Here is a 15,809-nt window from a genome sequence, read left to right as displayed (position 1 = left end):
CATTTCATATTATGGGATGCATTCCCGTTAAACGGGACGATAGCCGCGATTGGGGTTTCGTGTCGAGAGATTGCGTTTGTTTCCATCCCGACATGCTGGCCCGCAGCTCCGGATTTTTGGCACTTTTTGATAGAGTTTTTCATTTTCTTTATTTAAGGTTGTAGTCCGGACACCCCGGAGACCTGCGATGACCAGCACCGCCGCCACCTGGGCTTCCGGCGTTATCCGCTGGCTGTTGACCGCCATGACCTTGTCGACTCTGGGCCTGTCGGCTCTGGCCCTGGCGCCGACAGCCGCGCTGGCCCAGGCCTGCCAGTGGATGTACTCCTCCGGCGGGGCCGGCGGTTTCCGCAATCTCGCCGTCGGCCCGCCCATCGGGGACCTGCGCTTCGGCGACTTCGACCGCGACCGCAAGACCGACGTCTTCGCCGTCGCCGACAAGGGCGGCGGCGCCTATCAATGGATGTACTCGTCGGGCGGCGCGGCGAATTTCCGCGATCTCGCCGTCGGTCCGGATGTCTTCTACCTGCGCTTCGGCGACTTCGACGGCGACCGCAGGACTGACGTCTTTTCGGCGGCGCCCAAGGCCGACGGCGCCTACCAGTGGCTGTTGTCGTCAGGCGGCACGGGCAATTTTCAGGACCTCGCGGCAGGTCCGGCGATCGCCGCCCTGCAGTTCGGCGACTTCGATGGGGACGGCAAGACCGACGTCTTCTCGGCCAGCCCGTTGGGCGGCGGCGCCTACCAATGGATGTACTCGCCGGGCGGCGTGGGCGGCTTCCGCAACCTGGCCATCGGCCCGATCTTCACCGCGCTGCGCTTCGGTGATTTCGACGGCGACCACAAGACCGACGTCTTCACCGCCACGCCGAAGGGCGGCGGGGCCTATCAGTGGATGTACTCGCCCGGCGGCGCGGGCGCCTTCCGCAACCTCGCGGTCGGCCCGCCGCTCGACGCGCTTGAGTTCGGGGATTTCGACGGGGACGGCAGGACCGACGTCTTCTCGACCGCGCCCAAGGGCGGCGCGGCCCACCAATGGATGTACTCGTCCGGCGGCGCGGCCAACTTCCGCAACCTCGCCGTCGGCCCGGAGCTGTCAGCCCTGCGTTTCGGCGACTTCGACGGCGACCGCAAGACCGACGTCTTCTCGGTGTCCTGCCCCTAGAACCTTCTAGTCTCACACGGCAACGTGCAAGGCGGCGGCCTCGTCCTTCGACAGGCTCAGGATGAGGGCGACTGGCAAGGCGGTTGAGTAGAATTCCTCATCCTGAGCTTGTCGAAGGACGAGGACTTCGGCCCTAGGCCGTCAGCTGCCCACAGACCCTAGAACCCGCCCTCTTCCAGGCTGGCCAGTCGGGCGGCCTGGTCCTCGGCGATCAGCGGCTTGATGACGTCGTCCAGGGCGTCGCCCTCCATCACCTTGGCCAGGTTGTAGAGGGTCAGGTTGATGCGGTGGTCGGTGACCCGGCCCTGCGGGAAGTTGTAGGTGCGGATGCGTTCGGAGCGGTCGCCGCTGCCGACCTGGCTCTTGCGGGCGTCCGAGCGGGCGGTGTCCAGCGCCTCGCGCTGCATGTCGTACAGCCGCGCCTTCAGGTTCTTCATCGCCCGGGCGCGGTTCTGGTGCTGGCTCTTTTCCGAACTGGTCACCACCACGCCGGTCGGCAAGTGGGTGATGCGCACGGCCGAGTCGGTCTTGTTGACGTGCTGGCCGCCGGCCCCGGACGAGCGGTAGGTGTCGATCCGCAGGTCGCTGTCGTTGATCTCGATCTCGACGTCCTCGGCCTCGGGCAGCACCGCGACGGTGGCGGCCGAGGTGTGGATGCGCCCCTGCGCCTCGGTGGCCGGCACCCGCTGGACGCGGTGCACGCCGCTCTCGAACTTCCAGCGGCCGAACACGCCGTCGCCGGTGACCGAGGCGATGATTTCCTTGTAGCCGCCCATCTCGCCCTCGGAGACGCTGTCGACCTCGACCTTCCAGCCCTGCAGCTGGGCGTAGCGCTGGTACATGCGGAACAGGTCGCCGGCGAACAGGGCCGCCTCGTCGCCGCCCGTGCCGGCCCGCACCTCGAGGATGGCCGAGGCGTTCTCGTCCTTGTCGCGCGGGGCCAGCATCAGGGCCAGCTCGCGCTCCATGACCGGCAGCTTCTCGTCCAGGGCCTGGATCTCGTCGGCGACCATGGCGGCCATTTCCGGGTCGCCGGCCATCTCCTCGAGGTCGGCGCGCTCGGCGCTCAGCTTGGCCAGGGCCTCGACGGCCTCGGCCACCGGGCGCAGCTCGGCGTGCTCCTTGGAGAGCTTGACGATCTCGGCCCCGTCCGTGGCCGCGCCCATGCGGGCTTCGACTTCACGGAAGCGGTCGAGAACTTGGTCGAGGCGGGCCTGGGGCAGTCGCAAGGGGGAACGTCACGCTGTGGAGGAACGGGCGGTCTCTCTACCGCTCCGAGCGCCTCGCGTCACCCCTTGGCGGGGCGGACCTGTAAAGCCTGACCATGCGCCCCTATCTGCCGGGGGCGGCGAAACATCCCCCGCGCCGCGTCCCGCTTTCGGAGCCTTCCATGCCCCTGTCGATGCATCGCGCCTCGGTCCCCGTCTTCGTCCGCGCCCTCGAGGTGCTGGCGACCCTGCTCGACAAGGGCGAGGCCCACGCCAGGGCGCAAGGCCAAAACCCCGACGACCTGGTCGCCGCCCGCCTGGCCGACGACATGCTGCCGCTGTCGGGCCAGGTCCAGCGGGCGTCGGACGCCTCCAAGGGCGCGGTGTCCCGGCTGACCGGCGTCGAGGCCCCCGCCATGCCCGACGAAGAGACCAGCTTCGCCCAGCTCCAGAAGCGCGTGGCCGACACCCTGGCCTATATCCGCAGCGTCGACGCCGCGGCCTTCGAGGGCAGCGAGGACCGCACCGTCGAGCTGAAACTGCCGGGCGGCGTCCTGACCTTCACCGGCGAGGACTACCTGTTCGGCTTCGCCCTGCCGAACTTCTTCTTCCACGTGGTCACCGCCTACGACATCCTGCGCCACAAGGGCGTGCAGATCGGCAAGCTGGACTACCTGGGGCCGGTGCAGGGCTAGTCTGGATCGGGGACAGGCGCATGCGCCTGTCCCTGTCCCGATCTACGGAACCGCCTTCACTTCGACCGACACCACCTGCCGCACCGAGCGGCCGGGACGCAGGTCGCCATCGACCACCAGGCGGTAGGGTCCTTCCTTGGCGTCCAGGGGCTGGCCGTCCTTGCGGTCGGCGATGATCACCGGATTGGTCCGGTAGATCGGGTCGGTCTCGCCCAGGGAATAGGTCGCGGTGAAGCCGTCGGCCCCCTTGGCCATCACCACCTGGTTCAGATAGCGACCCATCAGCCGGTCGCCCGACACCACGCCGGCCTGCTTGAGGGCGGCGTTCAGCAGCGCGCCTTCGTAGGTGATCTGCTTGCCGTGGGCCGTGAAGGTCGCCTTGGCGCGCGGCAGGGCGGCCAGGTCGGCCGGCGTCAGGGTGACGGAGTCTCGCCCCTGGACGGTGACCTTCAGGTCCTGGGCCAGGGCCGGCGCCGCGGCCCAAACGGCCATTGGGGCGATCAGGGCGGCGAGAAGCAGCGGACGCATGGGCGGAGACCTCGTGTGGAGGCCCGATCTGGGGCTGATGCGCGCTTTCAAGCAAGCCCCGCGCTCTGGATTGGGGACAGGCGCATGCGCCTGTCCCCGTCCGGACACGCGGAAACCTCAATACAGCAGCGTCTTGCCCAGCACGCCGGACCCATCCGGCAGGGGCGAGATCTGCTTGATCATCACCTGCCCGGTCTTGGCGAACCAGAAGCGGGTCACGCCCATCTCCGGGTGGTTGTAGTCGGTGGTCACTACCCAGCAGTCGACCTTGCCGCCGCCCGGCAGGTCCAGCACCTCCGACCCCGCCACCTTGAACAGATAGGGCGCCGGCGGGCCGCCGCCCGGGTGGGTGAAGACGATGCTGGCCTCGTAGCCGGCCGCCAGGGGCAGGGCCTGGACGAACTCCATGTCGGTCTCGAAGTTGAAGCTGGGCTGGGGCGAGGCGACCTCGAAGTCCTTGGCGGCGTTGCCCTCCAGGTCCTTGAGGCCGACGATCCGGTCGGGCTTGAAGTCATAGCCCTCGACCTTGGCCACGCCGTCCTTCTGGGTGCGGCGGATGTGGGTCAGGGGCCGAAAGGTGCCGACCTCGAACCAGCTGTCCAGCTGGCGGTCGGACGGCGTGGCGCCGACCCCGTCCCAGTGCTGGACGATGTGCAGGCGGCGCTGGCCGTCCTGGTCCTCGAAGCGGACCTCGCGGGTCCAGACGTCGGCGACGCGCACCGTCTCGCCGGTCTGCTTGAAGCGCAGGTAACGGTGCGCGCCGGGCTTGAGGTTGTCGAACCGGGCCAGCGGCTGGCCGACGGGCACGGGCGTGACGGCGGCCTGGGCCTGGTTGGCGGCGGCGCTCCCCGCCAGGACGAGCCCGGCGAGCAGGAGGGAACGGACGGCGAGGGACATGGAGGACTCCGGATTTCGCCGCCGCACCAGACCTCAACCGCCCGCGTCGCACCACTTAAGGTTCGGTAATGCGGCCAAGGTCTTCACCAGCTCCGGATGCAAAAACCTCGTCCTTCGACAAGCTCAGGATGAGGTTTTCGACTGCCGAGGCCTGCTCAACGGTCCTCATCCTGAGCTTGTCGAAGGACCAGGACCGCGCACGGCGTCGGCATGCGAGACTCTACCCCCGCGATGACCAGCGCGGCGTCGGCGGCAGGTCGGCCAGCAGGCGCGGCGCTTCCTTCGAAGCCCCCGTCGGCCGGGTCTCGACCACCAGCGGGTACAGCGACACGACCAGCAGGGCCGCCATGGTCAGGTTGAAGGCGCGCAGCACCGGCGGCCGGTCCAGGAACCGCCGCATGCCCTGGCCGAAGCCCGCCCAGGCGGCGCTGCACGGCGCGCCGACCAGCATGAAGGTCCCGGCCACGAAGAACACGCCGATCGTCGAGCCCTCGGGCGTGTAGGTGGTGGCGGCGGTCAGGGCCATGGCCCAGGCCTTGGGATTGACCCACTGGAAGGCGGCGGCCTGCAGGAAGGTCATCGGCCGCGCGCCGGGGCCCTTGTCCGCGACGGTCCTGGTCGTCGCGATCTTCCAGGCCAGCCACAGCATGTAGCCGCCGCCGACCCAGCGCAGCACCTCGTGCAGCACCGGCCAGGTCTTGAAGACGCCGCCCAGCCCCAGGCCCATGGCCGCCACCATCACGCCCAGGCCGACGCTGATGCCCAGGATATGCAGCACCGTGCGGCGAAAGCCGAAGTTCGCGCCCGAGGCCAGCAGCATCATGTTGTTGGGACCGGGCGTGCCGGCGGTGGCGAAGGCGAACAGGACGAAGGCGAGCAGCAATTGGGCGGTCATGACGGACGCTCCTAGAGACGGCCCCATGCAAGGACGGGCGCCGGCGGCGGGAATGTCACGGTCATCTGGCCAATTGCATCATGAGTCAAAACCTATATTGTTCCAGTGACAATTATGGAGATCGTCGATGGCCGGCTGGACCCCCACCCTCCCCCCGGGCGCGGCGCCACTGTACGAGCGCCTGCTGGACGCCCTGCGGCGGGACATCGCCTCGGGGGCCCTGGGCGACGGCGACCGTCTGCCGCCGCAGCGCGACCTGGCCCACCGTCTGGGCCTTGGGCTGGGGACCGTGACCCGGGCCTATGTCGAGGCCGAGAAGGCCGGACTGGTCCAGGCGCATGTGGGACGCGGCAGTTTCGTGCGCGGCGCCGCCCCGGCCGGCGCCTCAGCCTCCCGCGCCGCCGCCTCGGGTCCGATCAACCTGGCCCAGAACACCGCCCCGCCCCAGCCGGCCGCCGAACGGCTGTCCGACGCCCTGGCCAAGCTGCGGCGGCGCCCCGACCTGGCGGACCACCTGGCCTACGCCCCGCCGGCCGGGCTGGAGGTCCAGCGGCGCGCCGGCGCGGCCTGGCTGGCGCGCAGCGGCGGGCTGGAGGGCGCGGACTGGACGCGGCTGGTCTGCTGCGCCGGCGCCCAGCAGGGCCTGGCCCTGGCGCTGGGAGCCGTGGCCCGGCCGGGCGACGCCGTGCTCTGCGAGGCCTCGACCTACCAGGGCGTCAAGGCGATCGCCGAACACCAGGGGCTCTCGTTGCGCGGCGTGGCGATGGACGCCGAAGGCCTGCGCCCCGACGCCCTGGACGAGGCGGCGCGCGGCGGCGCCAAGGTCCTGGTCCTGCTGCCGACCCTGCAGAACCCCACCGGCCGGATCATGGGCCTGGAACGCCGCCGCCAGGTCGTGGCCATCGCCCGCAAGCACGACCTGTGGCTGGTCGAGGACGACATCTACGCGGTCTATGCCGGCGCGAACCACCCGCCGCCCCTGGCCGTGCTGGCCCCGGAGCGGACCTTCCACGTCTCGGGGGTGTCCAAGTCCCTGGCGCCGGGCCTGCGCGCCGGCTACCTGGTCACGCCGCCCGGCGAGCCCCTGGAGCGGGTGTTGCGCGCGGTGCGCGCCCTGGCCTACGCCCCGCCGGCCTTCGGCGGGCTGATCGCCACCCAGTGGATCGAGGACGGGACGGCCGACGCCATCGTCGCCGAGGTGGTCGCCGAGATGACCGCGCGCATGGGCCTGGGGCGCCGGATCCTGGGCGCGGCCATGGAGCCGCCCGCTTCGGTGTCCTGCCCCCACGTCTGGCTGCCGATGGGCGAGCTGGACGCCGAGCGCCTGGCCGGACGCGCGCTGCGCGGCGGCGTCGAGGTCACCCCGCCGAGCGCCCCCGTCGTCGAGCCGGGCCTCTCCAGCGGCGTGCGCCTCTGCCTGGGCGCGGCGCGCGACCGGGCCGAGCTGGAACAGGGCCTGCAGGTGGTCGCCTCGGCCCTGGTCGGGGTGGACGAGCGGTCGCGGGCGGTGATCTGAGCCGATTTGTTCTAGCCGCAAGCGCCAAGGCGCCCGACACCACCGCTCCGCGCCCCCAGGAGGAACCGCCATGGCGACCGCCACCGCCCGCATCAGCAACGCCCATTACGCCACGGCCATCACCACCGGCCGCCACGCCCTGACCGCCGACGAGCCCGAGCGCAACGGCGGCGCCGACGTCGGCCCCGCGCCGTTCGACCTGCTGCTGGCCTCCCTGGGCGCCTGCACGGCCATGACCCTGAAGATGTACGCCGAGCACAAGCAGTGGCCGCTGGAGGCGCTGGAGGTGCGGCTGCACTATCACGGCGGCGAGACCCCGCCGCGGATCGAGCGGGTGCTGGTCCCGGCGGGGCCGCTGGACGAGGCCCAGCGCGCCCGGCTGGCCGACGTCGCCGAGCGCACGCCGGTGACCCTGGCCATCAAGGGCGGCGTGCCGATCCAGACGTCGCTGGGCTAGCCGTCGCGCAGGTTGAGCCGGAATTAAGCGCAATCAATGCTTCCGTCGCAACCTTAAGCTTTGCTATGGTCTCGCTCGGGGGCTGAAGCAGTTTCAGCCAATCTATCTTGTTGGAGCTGTTATGCGTCGCATTTTCCTCGTCACCGCCATGGCCGCGGCGACCGCCGGCTGCGTCACCAATTCGGGCGGCGACACCATCGCCCAGATTTCCTCGGACATCTCGAAGAACGCCTTCGTCAAGGACATCACAGTCAACACGCCCGCCGGCGCCGGTCCGCAGTTCGAGGCCACGTTCAAGAAGAACGTCTCCGAAAAGCTGGCGACCTGCGCCAAAGGCACCCAGCCCTGCTGCTGAAGGTCAACATCACCGACTTCAAGAAGGCCAATGCCGGCATGACGATCCTGGTGGGCTCGTCCAACAAGATCAAGGGCGTCGCCCAGCTGATCGATCCGGCCACCGACAAGGTGGTGGCCGACTATGAGATCGACCGCTCGACGGGCGGCGGCGGCTTGATCGCCGCGGCGGCCATGGCCGACGCCGAGGGCCAGATGTCGTCGGGCTTCGGCGCGGAAATCTGCAAGCGCGCCTTCATCGCCCGCTAGCTGACAAAGAAAAGGGCGCGAGGGCGAAGGCCCACCGCGCCCTTTTTGCGTTCGGCCCGCCTCTATTGCGCAGACAGCGCCTTGATGAAGGCCTCGTCGGCGAACAGGGTCTTGAAGTCCTCGGCCAGGGCCGCGCTCAACGCGATCGCGGCGTTCTTGCCGCCGGCCATCTGCACCGACTTGCTCACCTTGCCGGTGAGGTCCCGGCTGTAGACCTGAGCGCCCGACGGCGAGGTCACCGCGACCGTGAGATTGACCTCGGCGTTGGCCTTGCCGGCGAACATGCCGACGCCGAACTGGTTGTAGAAGGTCGCGACCTTGGCCTCGACCTTGGGACCGCCCGCCGCCAGCTTGTAGCCGCGCTGCTTGAACTCGGCGCTCAGGGCGTCACGGACGATGTCGGCCACCTCGCCCTGCGCGCGGATCGGGGCCATCTCCATGCCATAGCCGTTGATCTTGGTGGAGATGCGCGCGCGGTTGGTGGTGCGGGCGTCGACGGCGGTGACGGTCACCTGGATCGCCTCGGCGCCAGGCTGGGCGGCGGCCGGCGCCGGAACGTAGCCGACGGGAACCGTCTCCTCGGTCGTGGCGCAAGCCGTCACGGTCGCGGCCAAGGCGACGATAGCCAGAATTCTCATTTGAAAGCCCCCAAAACACGACGGCGATGATCGCCGTGGTTGGGACATTTCCGATCATGCCACCTAAAGTCAAGCTTGCGGCGGGACTACTCCGCCGCGATCGCCTTGGCTTCGGCGTCGGCCTTGAGCTGGGCCGCGCGTTGCTCGACCAGTTCGACGATGTGGTCGATCATGCCGTCGTTGGACTGCTTGTGGTCGGGCTTGCCGGCCATGTAGACCATGCCCGACCCCGCGCCGCCGCCGGTGAAGCCCAGGTCGGTCATCAGGGCCTCGCCGGGGCCGTTGACCACGCAGCCGATGATCGACAGCGACATCGGCTGGCTGATGTGGGCCAGGCGCTGTTCCAGGGCCTCCACCGTCTTGATGACGTTGAAGCCCTGCCGCGCGCAGGACGGGCAGGCGATGATGTTGACGCCGCGGTGGCGCAGGCCCAGCGACTTGAGGATGTCGAAGCCGACCTTGATCTCCTCGACCGGGTCGGCGGCCAGGCTGACGCGGATGGTGTCGCCGATGCCGGCCCACAGCATCGAGCCGATGCCGATCGACGACTTGACCGTGCCGGTGCGCAGGGCCCCGGCCTCGGTGACCCCCAGGTGCAGCGGGCAGTCGATGCGCTCGGCCAGCTGGTAGTAGGCGGCCACGGTCATGAACGGATCGGAGGCCTTCACCGAGATCTTGAACTCGTGGAAGTCGTGGTCCTGCAGGATGCGGGCGTGGTTCAGCGCGCTCTCGACCATGGCGTCGGGGCACGGCTCGCCGTACTTCTCCAGCAGTTCGCGCTCCAGCGAGCCGGCGTTGACGCCGATCCGCATCGAGCAGCCGTGGTCGCGGGCCGCCTGGATGACATCGCGCACCCGGTCGGGCGAGCCGATATTGCCCGGATTGATCCGCAGGCAGGCCGCCCCGGCCTGGGCCGCCTCGATGCCGCGCTTGTAGTGGAAGTGGATGTCGGCCACGAGCGGCACCTTGGCCTCGCGGGCGATGGTCTTGAACGCCGCCGTCGAGTCGGTGTCGGGGCAGCTGACGCGGACGATGTCGGCGCCGGCCTCCTCCAGCTGGCGAATCTGTTCCAGCGTCGCGGCCGCGTCGCTGGTCAGGGTGTTGGTCATCGACTGCACCGAGATCGGCGCGTCGCCGCCCACCTCGACATTGCCGACGCGGATCTTGCGCGATGGCCGGCGCGCGATCTGGCGCCAGGGGCGGATGTGGGTGTGGTCTGCGGACATGCGGCCAATCTAAGGGGTTTGGCGGCGGAACCCAAGGGGATCACGGAAATGTCGCGGGCGCCACGATCCTGACGCGGGCGGGTGGTCTCTGGACGGTCCCACGGACGCCCCAAGGCGTCGAAAAAGCGGAGTTTCGATGAGCGGTCGGCCGCAGGTCTACGATCCCCTCGTCCCGACGCCGCGTCCCCGCCGGCGCGCGAAGGCGGACGGCCTGGTCGCCGCCGGGATCAGCGTCGCCGCCCACCTGGCCCTGCTGCTGGCGGTGATGGCGGTGCGGGTGCAGCCTCCGCCCCTCCCCGAACCCGAACCGATCAGCGTCGCCCTGTACGAGCCGCCGCCCCCGCCGCCCGAGCCGCCGAAACTGGCGCCCGAGCCGGCCGGCGATCCGGCCCCGGCCAAGGTCTCGCCGCCCCGGCTGCCCGTCCGCCCGCCGAAACTGGTTCCGCCGCCGGAGGTGGAGCCCCTGCCCGCCAAGCCGGCGCCCAAGCCCGTGGTGGCGGCCGAACTGGGCGAGGCGGACCTGGTCGGCGCGGCGACCGCCGGCGCCGGATCGGGGGCCGGCGGCGCCGGAAGCGGTTCGGGCGGCGGCGGCTGCGACATGGTCCGGCTGCTGCAGGACGCCCTGCGCAAGAACCCCCGCGTCCGCGCCGCCCTGGCCCAGGCCCACCCGGAGGCCGCGGCCCGGGGCAAGGCGGTGCTGGTCTGGAACGGCGACTGGGTGCAGAGCCCGGGCCAGGAGGGCAAGGGCCTAGCCGGCGTGCGCGAGCTGATCATGCTGGAGGTGGCGTTCGCGCCCAAGGCCTGCCGCGACGACCCGATGCGGGGCCTGATCCTGATCTCGCTCAGCGACGCCCCCGGCGCGCCGCGCCTGGCGCTGGGATCGCGGTCGTGGAACTGGTCGGACCTGCTGTTCGCGAAGTCGGGCCGCGGCCGAGGCTGATCCCCTGCTCTCTGCGGTCGCATCCAATGCAACGCTTAGCTGCGCCGCGCGTTCGGCCTGAGGCTGTTTCGAGGGCGCCCGGTTGGGGATGGTTTCGGCGACGGATTTCCCGCGCGGGTCGCGGTTTCGATGTCGCATCGGCCGCGAAAAAGACATACTCAACGTTGCACTGCGTTCCGTCCGGGAGAAGCCATGACGCAAGATTGCCGAACCGCCGAGTTCTCTTTCCTCGTCCCGGACGACTGGAAGGATCGACGGATGATCGCGTGGTCCGCCCAGCCCCGGCCCGGCCAGGCGGTGGTTCCCAATATCCTGGCCACCTACGACCGTCTGCCCACCGACAAGACCATCGAGGCGTTCGTCGACGCCCAGGCCGCGGACCTGGCCCGCCAGGCCAAGAAGTTCTCGCTGATCGGCCGCCGGGAAGTGCTGGTGGACGGCCGCAGGGGACTGGAGATCCTGTTCCGCTGGGACGCCGGCTCGGGCCTGCTGCGCCAGCGCCAGATCTATGTGCCGCTCGACGACGGGCGGCTGATCACCCTGGTGAACACCGCGCTGGACAGCGACTTCGAGGCGGTCGACCCGCTGTTCGTGGACATGCTCGCCGGATTCAAGTGGCTCTAGAGCCTGCCCCGACCTGACCGCGTCAGGCCGGGACGGGCTCTGGATGTTTGTTTCAACGCATTTTCCGGCGACGAACCGGTGTCCGCTTCGTCGGGAAACGCTCTAGGCACGGAGGCCTGACGATGGAAGCCGCCTTGGCGGCCGCCCGGATGGGCGACCAGATCGAGCACTCCAACGCGATGCTCGGCTTCCTGATCGGCGCCGCCGTCGGCCTGGCGGTGGGCGTGGCCCTGCTGGGCGCGGTGGTCGCCGCGCCGTTCACCGGCGGGCTGTCGCTGTGCGCCGGGGTCGCCGCCGTGGCCGCGCTGGGGGGGATCGTGGCCGGCGTCGGAGCCGGCGCCATGGCGGGCGGGGTCCTGGGCGGACTGATGAGCGTGCCCAGCGGGCCAATCCTCACCGGCTCGACGAACGTCCTGATCAACGGACGGCCCGCGGCCCGCGGCGTCATCGACATCGTGGCCTGCATCAAGCACGGCCAAGTCCCCAAGCGCATCGCCCAGGGCAGCAGGACCGTGGGCATCAACGGCATGCCGGCGGCCCGAAAGGGCGACAAGACCGAGTGCGACGGCACGATCGCCGCCGGCTCGCCGAACGTCAGCATCGGCGCCGAGCCCGGGACCTTCCTGCCGATCAGTCCCGAGATCCCCGAGTGGATGAGCTCGACCGCCAAGTGGATGATGATCATCGGCGGCGGCGTGGCCCTGGGGGCCGGGCTCTTCGGGGCGGCGCTCGGCGGCCTGGCGGGGCTCGCCGCCTTCGCCGGCAACGTGGCGTTCGGCTTCGTCTCCACCATGGCCGGCAAGATGATCGGCGGGGCGATCGGCGAGGCCTTCTGGGGCGAGAAGGGACGCATCGCCGGCGAGACCCTGGGCGAGCTAGCCGGCATCCCCGGGGCGCGCAACGCGATCCGCAGCCTGCGCGGCCACCCGGTCGACGTGGCGACCGGCGAACTGATCGTCGAACACACCGACTTCGAGCTTCCCGGTCCGCTGCCGCTGACCTGGACCCGGCGGTGGAACTCGTCGTCCAGCGTCGACGGCGACCTCGGCTCGGGCTGGTCGCACCCGTTCGACATGGCGCTGGAAGTGCTGCCGCGCGAGGGCCTGGCCAGGGCGCGCCTGGAGGACGGCCGCCTGGCGTTCTTCCCGCTGGCCCGTCCGGGCGAGCCGATGATCAACCTGTCGGAACGACTGATCCTACACGCCGAGGGCGACAGCTACCGGATCGCCAGCTACGACGGCCTGAGCCACGTTTTCCGCCGCCACGCCGACGGGCTCCACCGCCTGGCCGGCGTGCGCGATGCGGCCGGAAACCTGATCCAGGTCGAGCGCGACGCCGCCGGGCGCCTGCTGGCCCTGGTCGATGTCGGCGGCCGGCGCCTGCAGGTGCTCAGCGACGAGGCCGGTCGCATCGTCGAGATCGACGCCCCCCACCCGACCGAGGCCGGGACGCGCCAGCGCCTGGTGTCGTACGCCTACAGCGCCGAAGGCGACCTGGTGCAGGCCACGGACGCCCGGGGCGGCGCTACGCGCTATCGCAGCGTCGCCCACCTGATCGTCGAGGAGCAGCGGCGCGGCGGCTTCCGGTTCTACTTCCGCTGGGACGACCCGGCCCTGGGCCGGCGGGCCCGGTGCGTCGAAACCTGGGGCGACGGCCGCCTGTACTATTGCCGGTTCGACTACCGCCCCGACGACCACGTCACCCTGGTCACCGACGACCAGGACGCCGTGACCCTCTACACCTACAACCGGATCGGCCTGGTGGTGATGGAGCGCGGCCCGCTGGGCCACGAACAGCACTGGCTGTGGTCCGAAGCCGGCGCCCTGCTGGAATACAGGGACGGCGAAGGCCGCACCTCCGCCTTCGCCTACGACCAACTGAACCGGCTGGTCCGCCAGACCGCCCCCGACGGCGCGTCGATCCAGGCGGGCTTCGCCGAGCTCGAGGACGTCGCCTCGCTGTCGTCGCCCAGCCTTGGCCTGCCGCTGTTCGCCACCCACCCCACCGGCGGCGTGAGCCACTACGCCTATGACCACCGCGGCCAGCTGACCTCGACCACCGACCCGCTGGGCCGCGAGACCTGGTTCCTCCGCGACGAGCGCGGCCTGCCGCTGGCCATCCGCGACGGCGAAGGCGTGCTGCGTCGCTACGGCTGGGACGCCCAGGGCCTGCTGGCCTGGGAGAGCGACGGCCGCGAGGCCCGCCGCGACGTCCGCTACGACGCCCTGGGCCGCCCCCGCGCCGTCACCCTGGACGGCGAGACCACCCGCTACGAGCGCGACGCCAACGGCAATGTCGTCACCATCACCCGGGCCCGCGACGGCGCCCAGGTGCGGCTCGACTACGACGCCGAGGACCAGGTGGTCCGCCACGTCGATCCGCGCGGCCGCGAGACGGCCTGGGACTATGCCGGCCTGCCGTTCCCGGTCAGCCGCACCGACCCGGCCGGCGACACCCTGCGCTACGCCTACAACGGCACGCTGCAGCTGGTCGCCCTGACCAACGCCAAGGGCGAGGTCCACCGCTTCGACATCGACCCGGCGGGCCGGGTGGTGCGCGAGACCGGGTTCGACGGACGTCAGGTCGAGTACGGCTGGGACGCGGGCGACCAACTGGTCGAACGGCGCGACGCCGCCGGAACGGCCCGCTACCGCCGCGACGAGGCCGGACGGGTGATCCAGGCCAATTTCGCCGACGGCCGGCTGCACCGCTTCGCCTGGGACGCCGCCGGGCGGATGATCGGCGCCACCACCGCCGACCGCGCGGTGAGTCTGACCTACGACGCGGCCGGCCAACTGGTCAGCGAAAAGCAGGACGAGGTCGAACTCGCCCACCGCTACGACGCGCGCGGCCGCCGGATCGCCACCCGGCTGCCCGACGGCCGGACCATCGCGGTCGCCTACGACGCCGGCGACGACTTCAGCACCCTGTCGCTGGACGGCCGCCAGGTCGCGGCCGTGGCGCGCGACCAGGCCGGCCGGGAGGTGGCCCGCCAGGCCGGGGCGCTGAACGTGCACAGCGAGTATGACGCGGCCGGCTTCCTGGTCCACCAGCGCGGCCTGCGCGGCGGGACCGCCGCGCCGGTGATCGAGCGCCGCTACACCTACGATCCCTACGGCCAGCTGCTGGCGCTCGACGACCTGGCGCGGGGCGCCAAGCGCTACCGCTACGACGTCAATGACCGCTTGGTGGGCGTGGACGGCGCGACGCCGGAAGCGTTCGTCGTCGATCCCTCCGGCAACGTCCTGCCCGCCGGCCCGCTGGGCGTCGAGGGCGTGGCGACGGGAGACCGGCTGCGGGTGTGGGGCGACCGGCGCTTCGAATACGACGCCGACGGCCGACGCGTCCGCGAGCTGCGCGGAGCCGGCGACGGCCGCGAGCTGCGCTACGCCTATGACGGGGCCGGCATGCTGGCCGAGGTGGTCGAGCGCTCCCGCAAAGGCCTGCGCGTCACCCGCTTCGGCTACGACGCCCTGGGCCGGCGCGCCTGGAAGGAGTCCGGCTACGCCCCCCCGGCGGCCGCCAACGCCGCGCCCGGCGCCGCGCCGCCCCCGCTGACACCGACCCGGACCGTCTTCTACTGGGACGGCGACGTGCTGCTGGCCGAAGCGCCGGCCGACGCCGGCGGCGCGGCCGCCGATCCGCTGGCCACGCTGTACCTGCACGAGCCAGGCAGCTTCCGCCCGCTGGCCCTGGCGCGGCGGACGGCGCCGGACCAGCCCGCCCAGCTGCACCACTTCCAGCTGGACGCGGCCGGGACCCCGCAGGAGCTGACCAACGACAACGGCGTGGTCACCTGGCGCGAGGACTTCACCGCCTGGGGCGCGGTGGCCCGCAAGGCCGAGGCGGCGATCGACAACCCGATCCGCTTCCAGGGCCAGTACGCCGACCCCGAGACCGGCCTGCACTACAACCGCTTCCGGTATTACGACCCCGGCGTGGCGCGGTATGTCACGCCGGATCCGATTGGACTCGAAGGCGGACTGAACGCGGCGGCGTATGTGTTCGATCCCAATGCATGGGTGGATCCGCTAGGCCTCGCCGGTTGTGCATTCACTCCAAAATTTTGGAAGACCTCCACCACATTCAAGGGAAATAAGGTCTTCCAGAGGAACGACCTGTTCGATCCGCAGGCGACCAGCTCTTGGAAAGTGAGGGGAAAAACTGTTACGGGAACCAACATCGAGCGTATGGCGACCGGACGTGCGCCAATTGGAACTGACGGGAAGGCGGTTAATCTTCACCACCTGACACAAACTCAGAATGGTGGAATAGCCGAGGTATCGGGCAGCATGCACCAGAAATACTACAGCACTCTGCACATCAATACGGGGCAACTTCCTTCAGGAATTGATCGATCCGCATTCAATTCATGGAGAGAAAGCTATTGGATGAATCGGTCTACGGGGTTTTGAGC

The 15,809-nt window shown here is 70.4% G+C and carries 15 protein-coding genes; 9 read left to right on the top strand and 6 right to left on the bottom strand.

Annotated elements, in window-relative coordinates; genetic code table 11:
* The first annotated feature begins 187 nt into the window (after nt 1-187).
* Nucleotides 188-1,165 carry an FG-GAP repeat domain-containing protein gene (locus tag G3M57_RS04885; RefSeq protein WP_163229109.1) on the top strand — a complete coding sequence of 326 codons (978 nt, stop codon included), beginning with the start codon at nt 188-190 and terminating at the stop codon, nt 1,163-1,165.
* 158 nt (nt 1,166-1,323) lie between these two features.
* Here the strand turns inward: G3M57_RS04885 and prfA are convergent, their stop codons facing one another.
* Nucleotides 1,324-2,394, bottom strand: coding sequence for a peptide chain release factor 1 (prfA, locus tag G3M57_RS04880; RefSeq protein WP_163229107.1), 1,071 nt, complete (start codon nt 2,392-2,394; stop codon nt 1,324-1,326).
* Nucleotides 2,395-2,555: 161 nt separating this feature from the next.
* On the opposite strand from prfA, the gene G3M57_RS04875 reads away from it, so the two are divergent.
* Nucleotides 2,556-3,068: a DUF1993 domain-containing protein gene (locus tag G3M57_RS04875; RefSeq protein ID WP_163229105.1), complete on the top strand. Its 513-nt coding sequence runs from the start codon at nt 2,556-2,558 to the stop codon at nt 3,066-3,068.
* A gap of 42 nt (nt 3,069-3,110) precedes the next feature.
* Here G3M57_RS04875 and G3M57_RS04870 read toward each other — a convergent pair whose 3' ends face one another.
* The 3 genes from G3M57_RS04870 to G3M57_RS04860 all read right to left on the bottom strand — a co-directional run bounded on the left by G3M57_RS04870 (nt 3,111) and on the right by G3M57_RS04860 (nt 5,388).
* The gene (locus G3M57_RS04870; protein ID WP_163229103.1) at nt 3,111-3,596 is read right to left on the bottom strand and encodes a molybdopterin-binding protein; all 486 of its coding nucleotides are present in this window, start codon (nt 3,594-3,596) and stop codon (nt 3,111-3,113) included.
* A gap of 117 nt (nt 3,597-3,713) precedes the next feature.
* Nucleotides 3,714-4,493, bottom strand: a complete 780-nt coding sequence (locus tag G3M57_RS04865; RefSeq protein ID WP_163229101.1) for a DUF3108 domain-containing protein — start codon at nt 4,491-4,493, stop codon at nt 3,714-3,716.
* 220 nt (nt 4,494-4,713) lie between these two features.
* Complete coding sequence (locus tag G3M57_RS04860; RefSeq protein ID WP_056753413.1) at nt 4,714-5,388, bottom strand: LysE family translocator; 675 nt, start codon at nt 5,386-5,388, stop codon at nt 4,714-4,716.
* 127 nt (nt 5,389-5,515) lie between these two features.
* On the opposite strand from G3M57_RS04860, the gene G3M57_RS04855 reads away from it, so the two are divergent.
* The 4 genes from G3M57_RS04855 to G3M57_RS04840 all read left to right on the top strand — a co-directional run bounded on the left by G3M57_RS04855 (nt 5,516) and on the right by G3M57_RS04840 (nt 7,964).
* Complete coding sequence (locus G3M57_RS04855) at nt 5,516-6,904, top strand: aminotransferase-like domain-containing protein (RefSeq protein WP_163229099.1); 1,389 nt, start codon at nt 5,516-5,518, stop codon at nt 6,902-6,904.
* A 70-nt stretch (nt 6,905-6,974) separates the two neighbouring features.
* Nucleotides 6,975-7,361 carry an OsmC family protein gene (locus tag G3M57_RS04850; protein ID WP_163229097.1) on the top strand — a complete coding sequence of 129 codons (387 nt, stop codon included), beginning with the start codon at nt 6,975-6,977 and terminating at the stop codon, nt 7,359-7,361.
* A gap of 121 nt (nt 7,362-7,482) precedes the next feature.
* A complete protein-coding gene (locus G3M57_RS04845) occupies nt 7,483-7,716 on the top strand; it encodes a hypothetical protein (RefSeq protein ID WP_163229095.1) in 234 nt (77 codons plus the stop codon).
* A 38-nt stretch (nt 7,717-7,754) separates the two neighbouring features.
* A complete protein-coding gene (locus G3M57_RS04840; RefSeq protein WP_163229093.1) occupies nt 7,755-7,964 on the top strand; it encodes a hypothetical protein in 210 nt (69 codons plus the stop codon).
* A gap of 62 nt (nt 7,965-8,026) precedes the next feature.
* Here the strand turns inward: G3M57_RS04840 and G3M57_RS04835 are convergent, their stop codons facing one another.
* Together G3M57_RS04835 and ispG are read right to left on the bottom strand one after the other, a co-directional pair.
* Nucleotides 8,027-8,602 (bottom strand): YajG family lipoprotein, encoded by a 576-nt coding sequence (locus tag G3M57_RS04835; protein WP_162251625.1) that lies wholly within the window; start codon nt 8,600-8,602, stop codon nt 8,027-8,029.
* 86 nt (nt 8,603-8,688) lie between these two features.
* Nucleotides 8,689-9,828 (bottom strand): flavodoxin-dependent (E)-4-hydroxy-3-methylbut-2-enyl-diphosphate synthase, encoded by a 1,140-nt coding sequence (ispG, locus tag G3M57_RS04830; protein WP_056753428.1) that lies wholly within the window; start codon nt 9,826-9,828, stop codon nt 8,689-8,691.
* A gap of 136 nt (nt 9,829-9,964) precedes the next feature.
* On the opposite strand from ispG, the gene G3M57_RS04825 reads away from it, so the two are divergent.
* From G3M57_RS04825 to G3M57_RS04815, 3 genes are all read left to right on the top strand, one after another.
* Nucleotides 9,965-10,768, top strand: a complete 804-nt coding sequence (locus G3M57_RS04825) for a hypothetical protein (RefSeq protein ID WP_163229091.1) — start codon at nt 9,965-9,967, stop codon at nt 10,766-10,768.
* Between the two features lie 129 nt (nt 10,769-10,897).
* Nucleotides 10,898-11,392 (top strand): DcrB-related protein, encoded by a 495-nt coding sequence (locus G3M57_RS04820; protein ID WP_082564500.1) that lies wholly within the window; start codon nt 10,898-10,900, stop codon nt 11,390-11,392.
* 122 nt (nt 11,393-11,514) lie between these two features.
* Nucleotides 11,515-15,807 carry an RHS repeat-associated core domain-containing protein gene (locus G3M57_RS04815; RefSeq protein WP_163229089.1) on the top strand — a complete coding sequence of 1,431 codons (4,293 nt, stop codon included), beginning with the start codon at nt 11,515-11,517 and terminating at the stop codon, nt 15,805-15,807.
* Nucleotides 15,808-15,809: the final 2 nt, after the last annotated feature.

The organism is Caulobacter rhizosphaerae (assembly GCF_010977555.1).
Classification (GTDB): Bacteria; Pseudomonadota; Alphaproteobacteria; order Caulobacterales; family Caulobacteraceae; genus Caulobacter; species Caulobacter rhizosphaerae.
The sequence above is the reverse complement of the archived record's forward strand: the minus strand, read 5'-3'. Positions and strand labels throughout refer to the sequence as shown.

Excerpts from the sequence above, each read along its gene's own strand:
- G3M57_RS04825 (WP_163229091.1), top strand. The coding sequence starts at position 9,965 with ATGAGCGGTCGGCCGCAGGTCTACGATCCCCTCGTCCCGACGCCGCGT.
- G3M57_RS04885 (WP_163229109.1), top strand. The coding sequence starts at position 188 with ATGACCAGCACCGCCGCCACCTGGGCTTCCGGCGTTATCCGCTGGCTG.
- G3M57_RS04845 (WP_163229095.1), top strand. The coding sequence starts at position 7,483 with ATGCGTCGCATTTTCCTCGTCACCGCCATGGCCGCGGCGACCGCCGGC.
- G3M57_RS04865 (WP_163229101.1), bottom strand. The coding sequence starts at position 4,493 with ATGTCCCTCGCCGTCCGTTCCCTCCTGCTCGCCGGGCTCGTCCTGGCG.
- G3M57_RS04815 (WP_163229089.1), top strand. The coding sequence starts at position 11,515 with ATGGAAGCCGCCTTGGCGGCCGCCCGGATGGGCGACCAGATCGAGCAC.
- G3M57_RS04855 (WP_163229099.1), top strand. The coding sequence starts at position 5,516 with ATGGCCGGCTGGACCCCCACCCTCCCCCCGGGCGCGGCGCCACTGTAC.
- G3M57_RS04875 (WP_163229105.1), top strand. The coding sequence starts at position 2,556 with ATGCCCCTGTCGATGCATCGCGCCTCGGTCCCCGTCTTCGTCCGCGCC.
- G3M57_RS04840 (WP_163229093.1), top strand. The coding sequence starts at position 7,755 with ATGACGATCCTGGTGGGCTCGTCCAACAAGATCAAGGGCGTCGCCCAG.
- G3M57_RS04870 (WP_163229103.1), bottom strand. The coding sequence starts at position 3,596 with ATGCGTCCGCTGCTTCTCGCCGCCCTGATCGCCCCAATGGCCGTTTGG.
- G3M57_RS04820 (WP_082564500.1), top strand. The coding sequence starts at position 10,898 with ATGTCGCATCGGCCGCGAAAAAGACATACTCAACGTTGCACTGCGTTC.
- G3M57_RS04850 (WP_163229097.1), top strand. The coding sequence starts at position 6,975 with ATGGCGACCGCCACCGCCCGCATCAGCAACGCCCATTACGCCACGGCC.
- G3M57_RS04835 (WP_162251625.1), bottom strand. The coding sequence starts at position 8,602 with ATGAGAATTCTGGCTATCGTCGCCTTGGCCGCGACCGTGACGGCTTGC.
- ispG (WP_056753428.1), bottom strand. The coding sequence starts at position 9,828 with ATGTCCGCAGACCACACCCACATCCGCCCCTGGCGCCAGATCGCGCGC.
- G3M57_RS04860 (WP_056753413.1), bottom strand. The coding sequence starts at position 5,388 with ATGACCGCCCAATTGCTGCTCGCCTTCGTCCTGTTCGCCTTCGCCACC.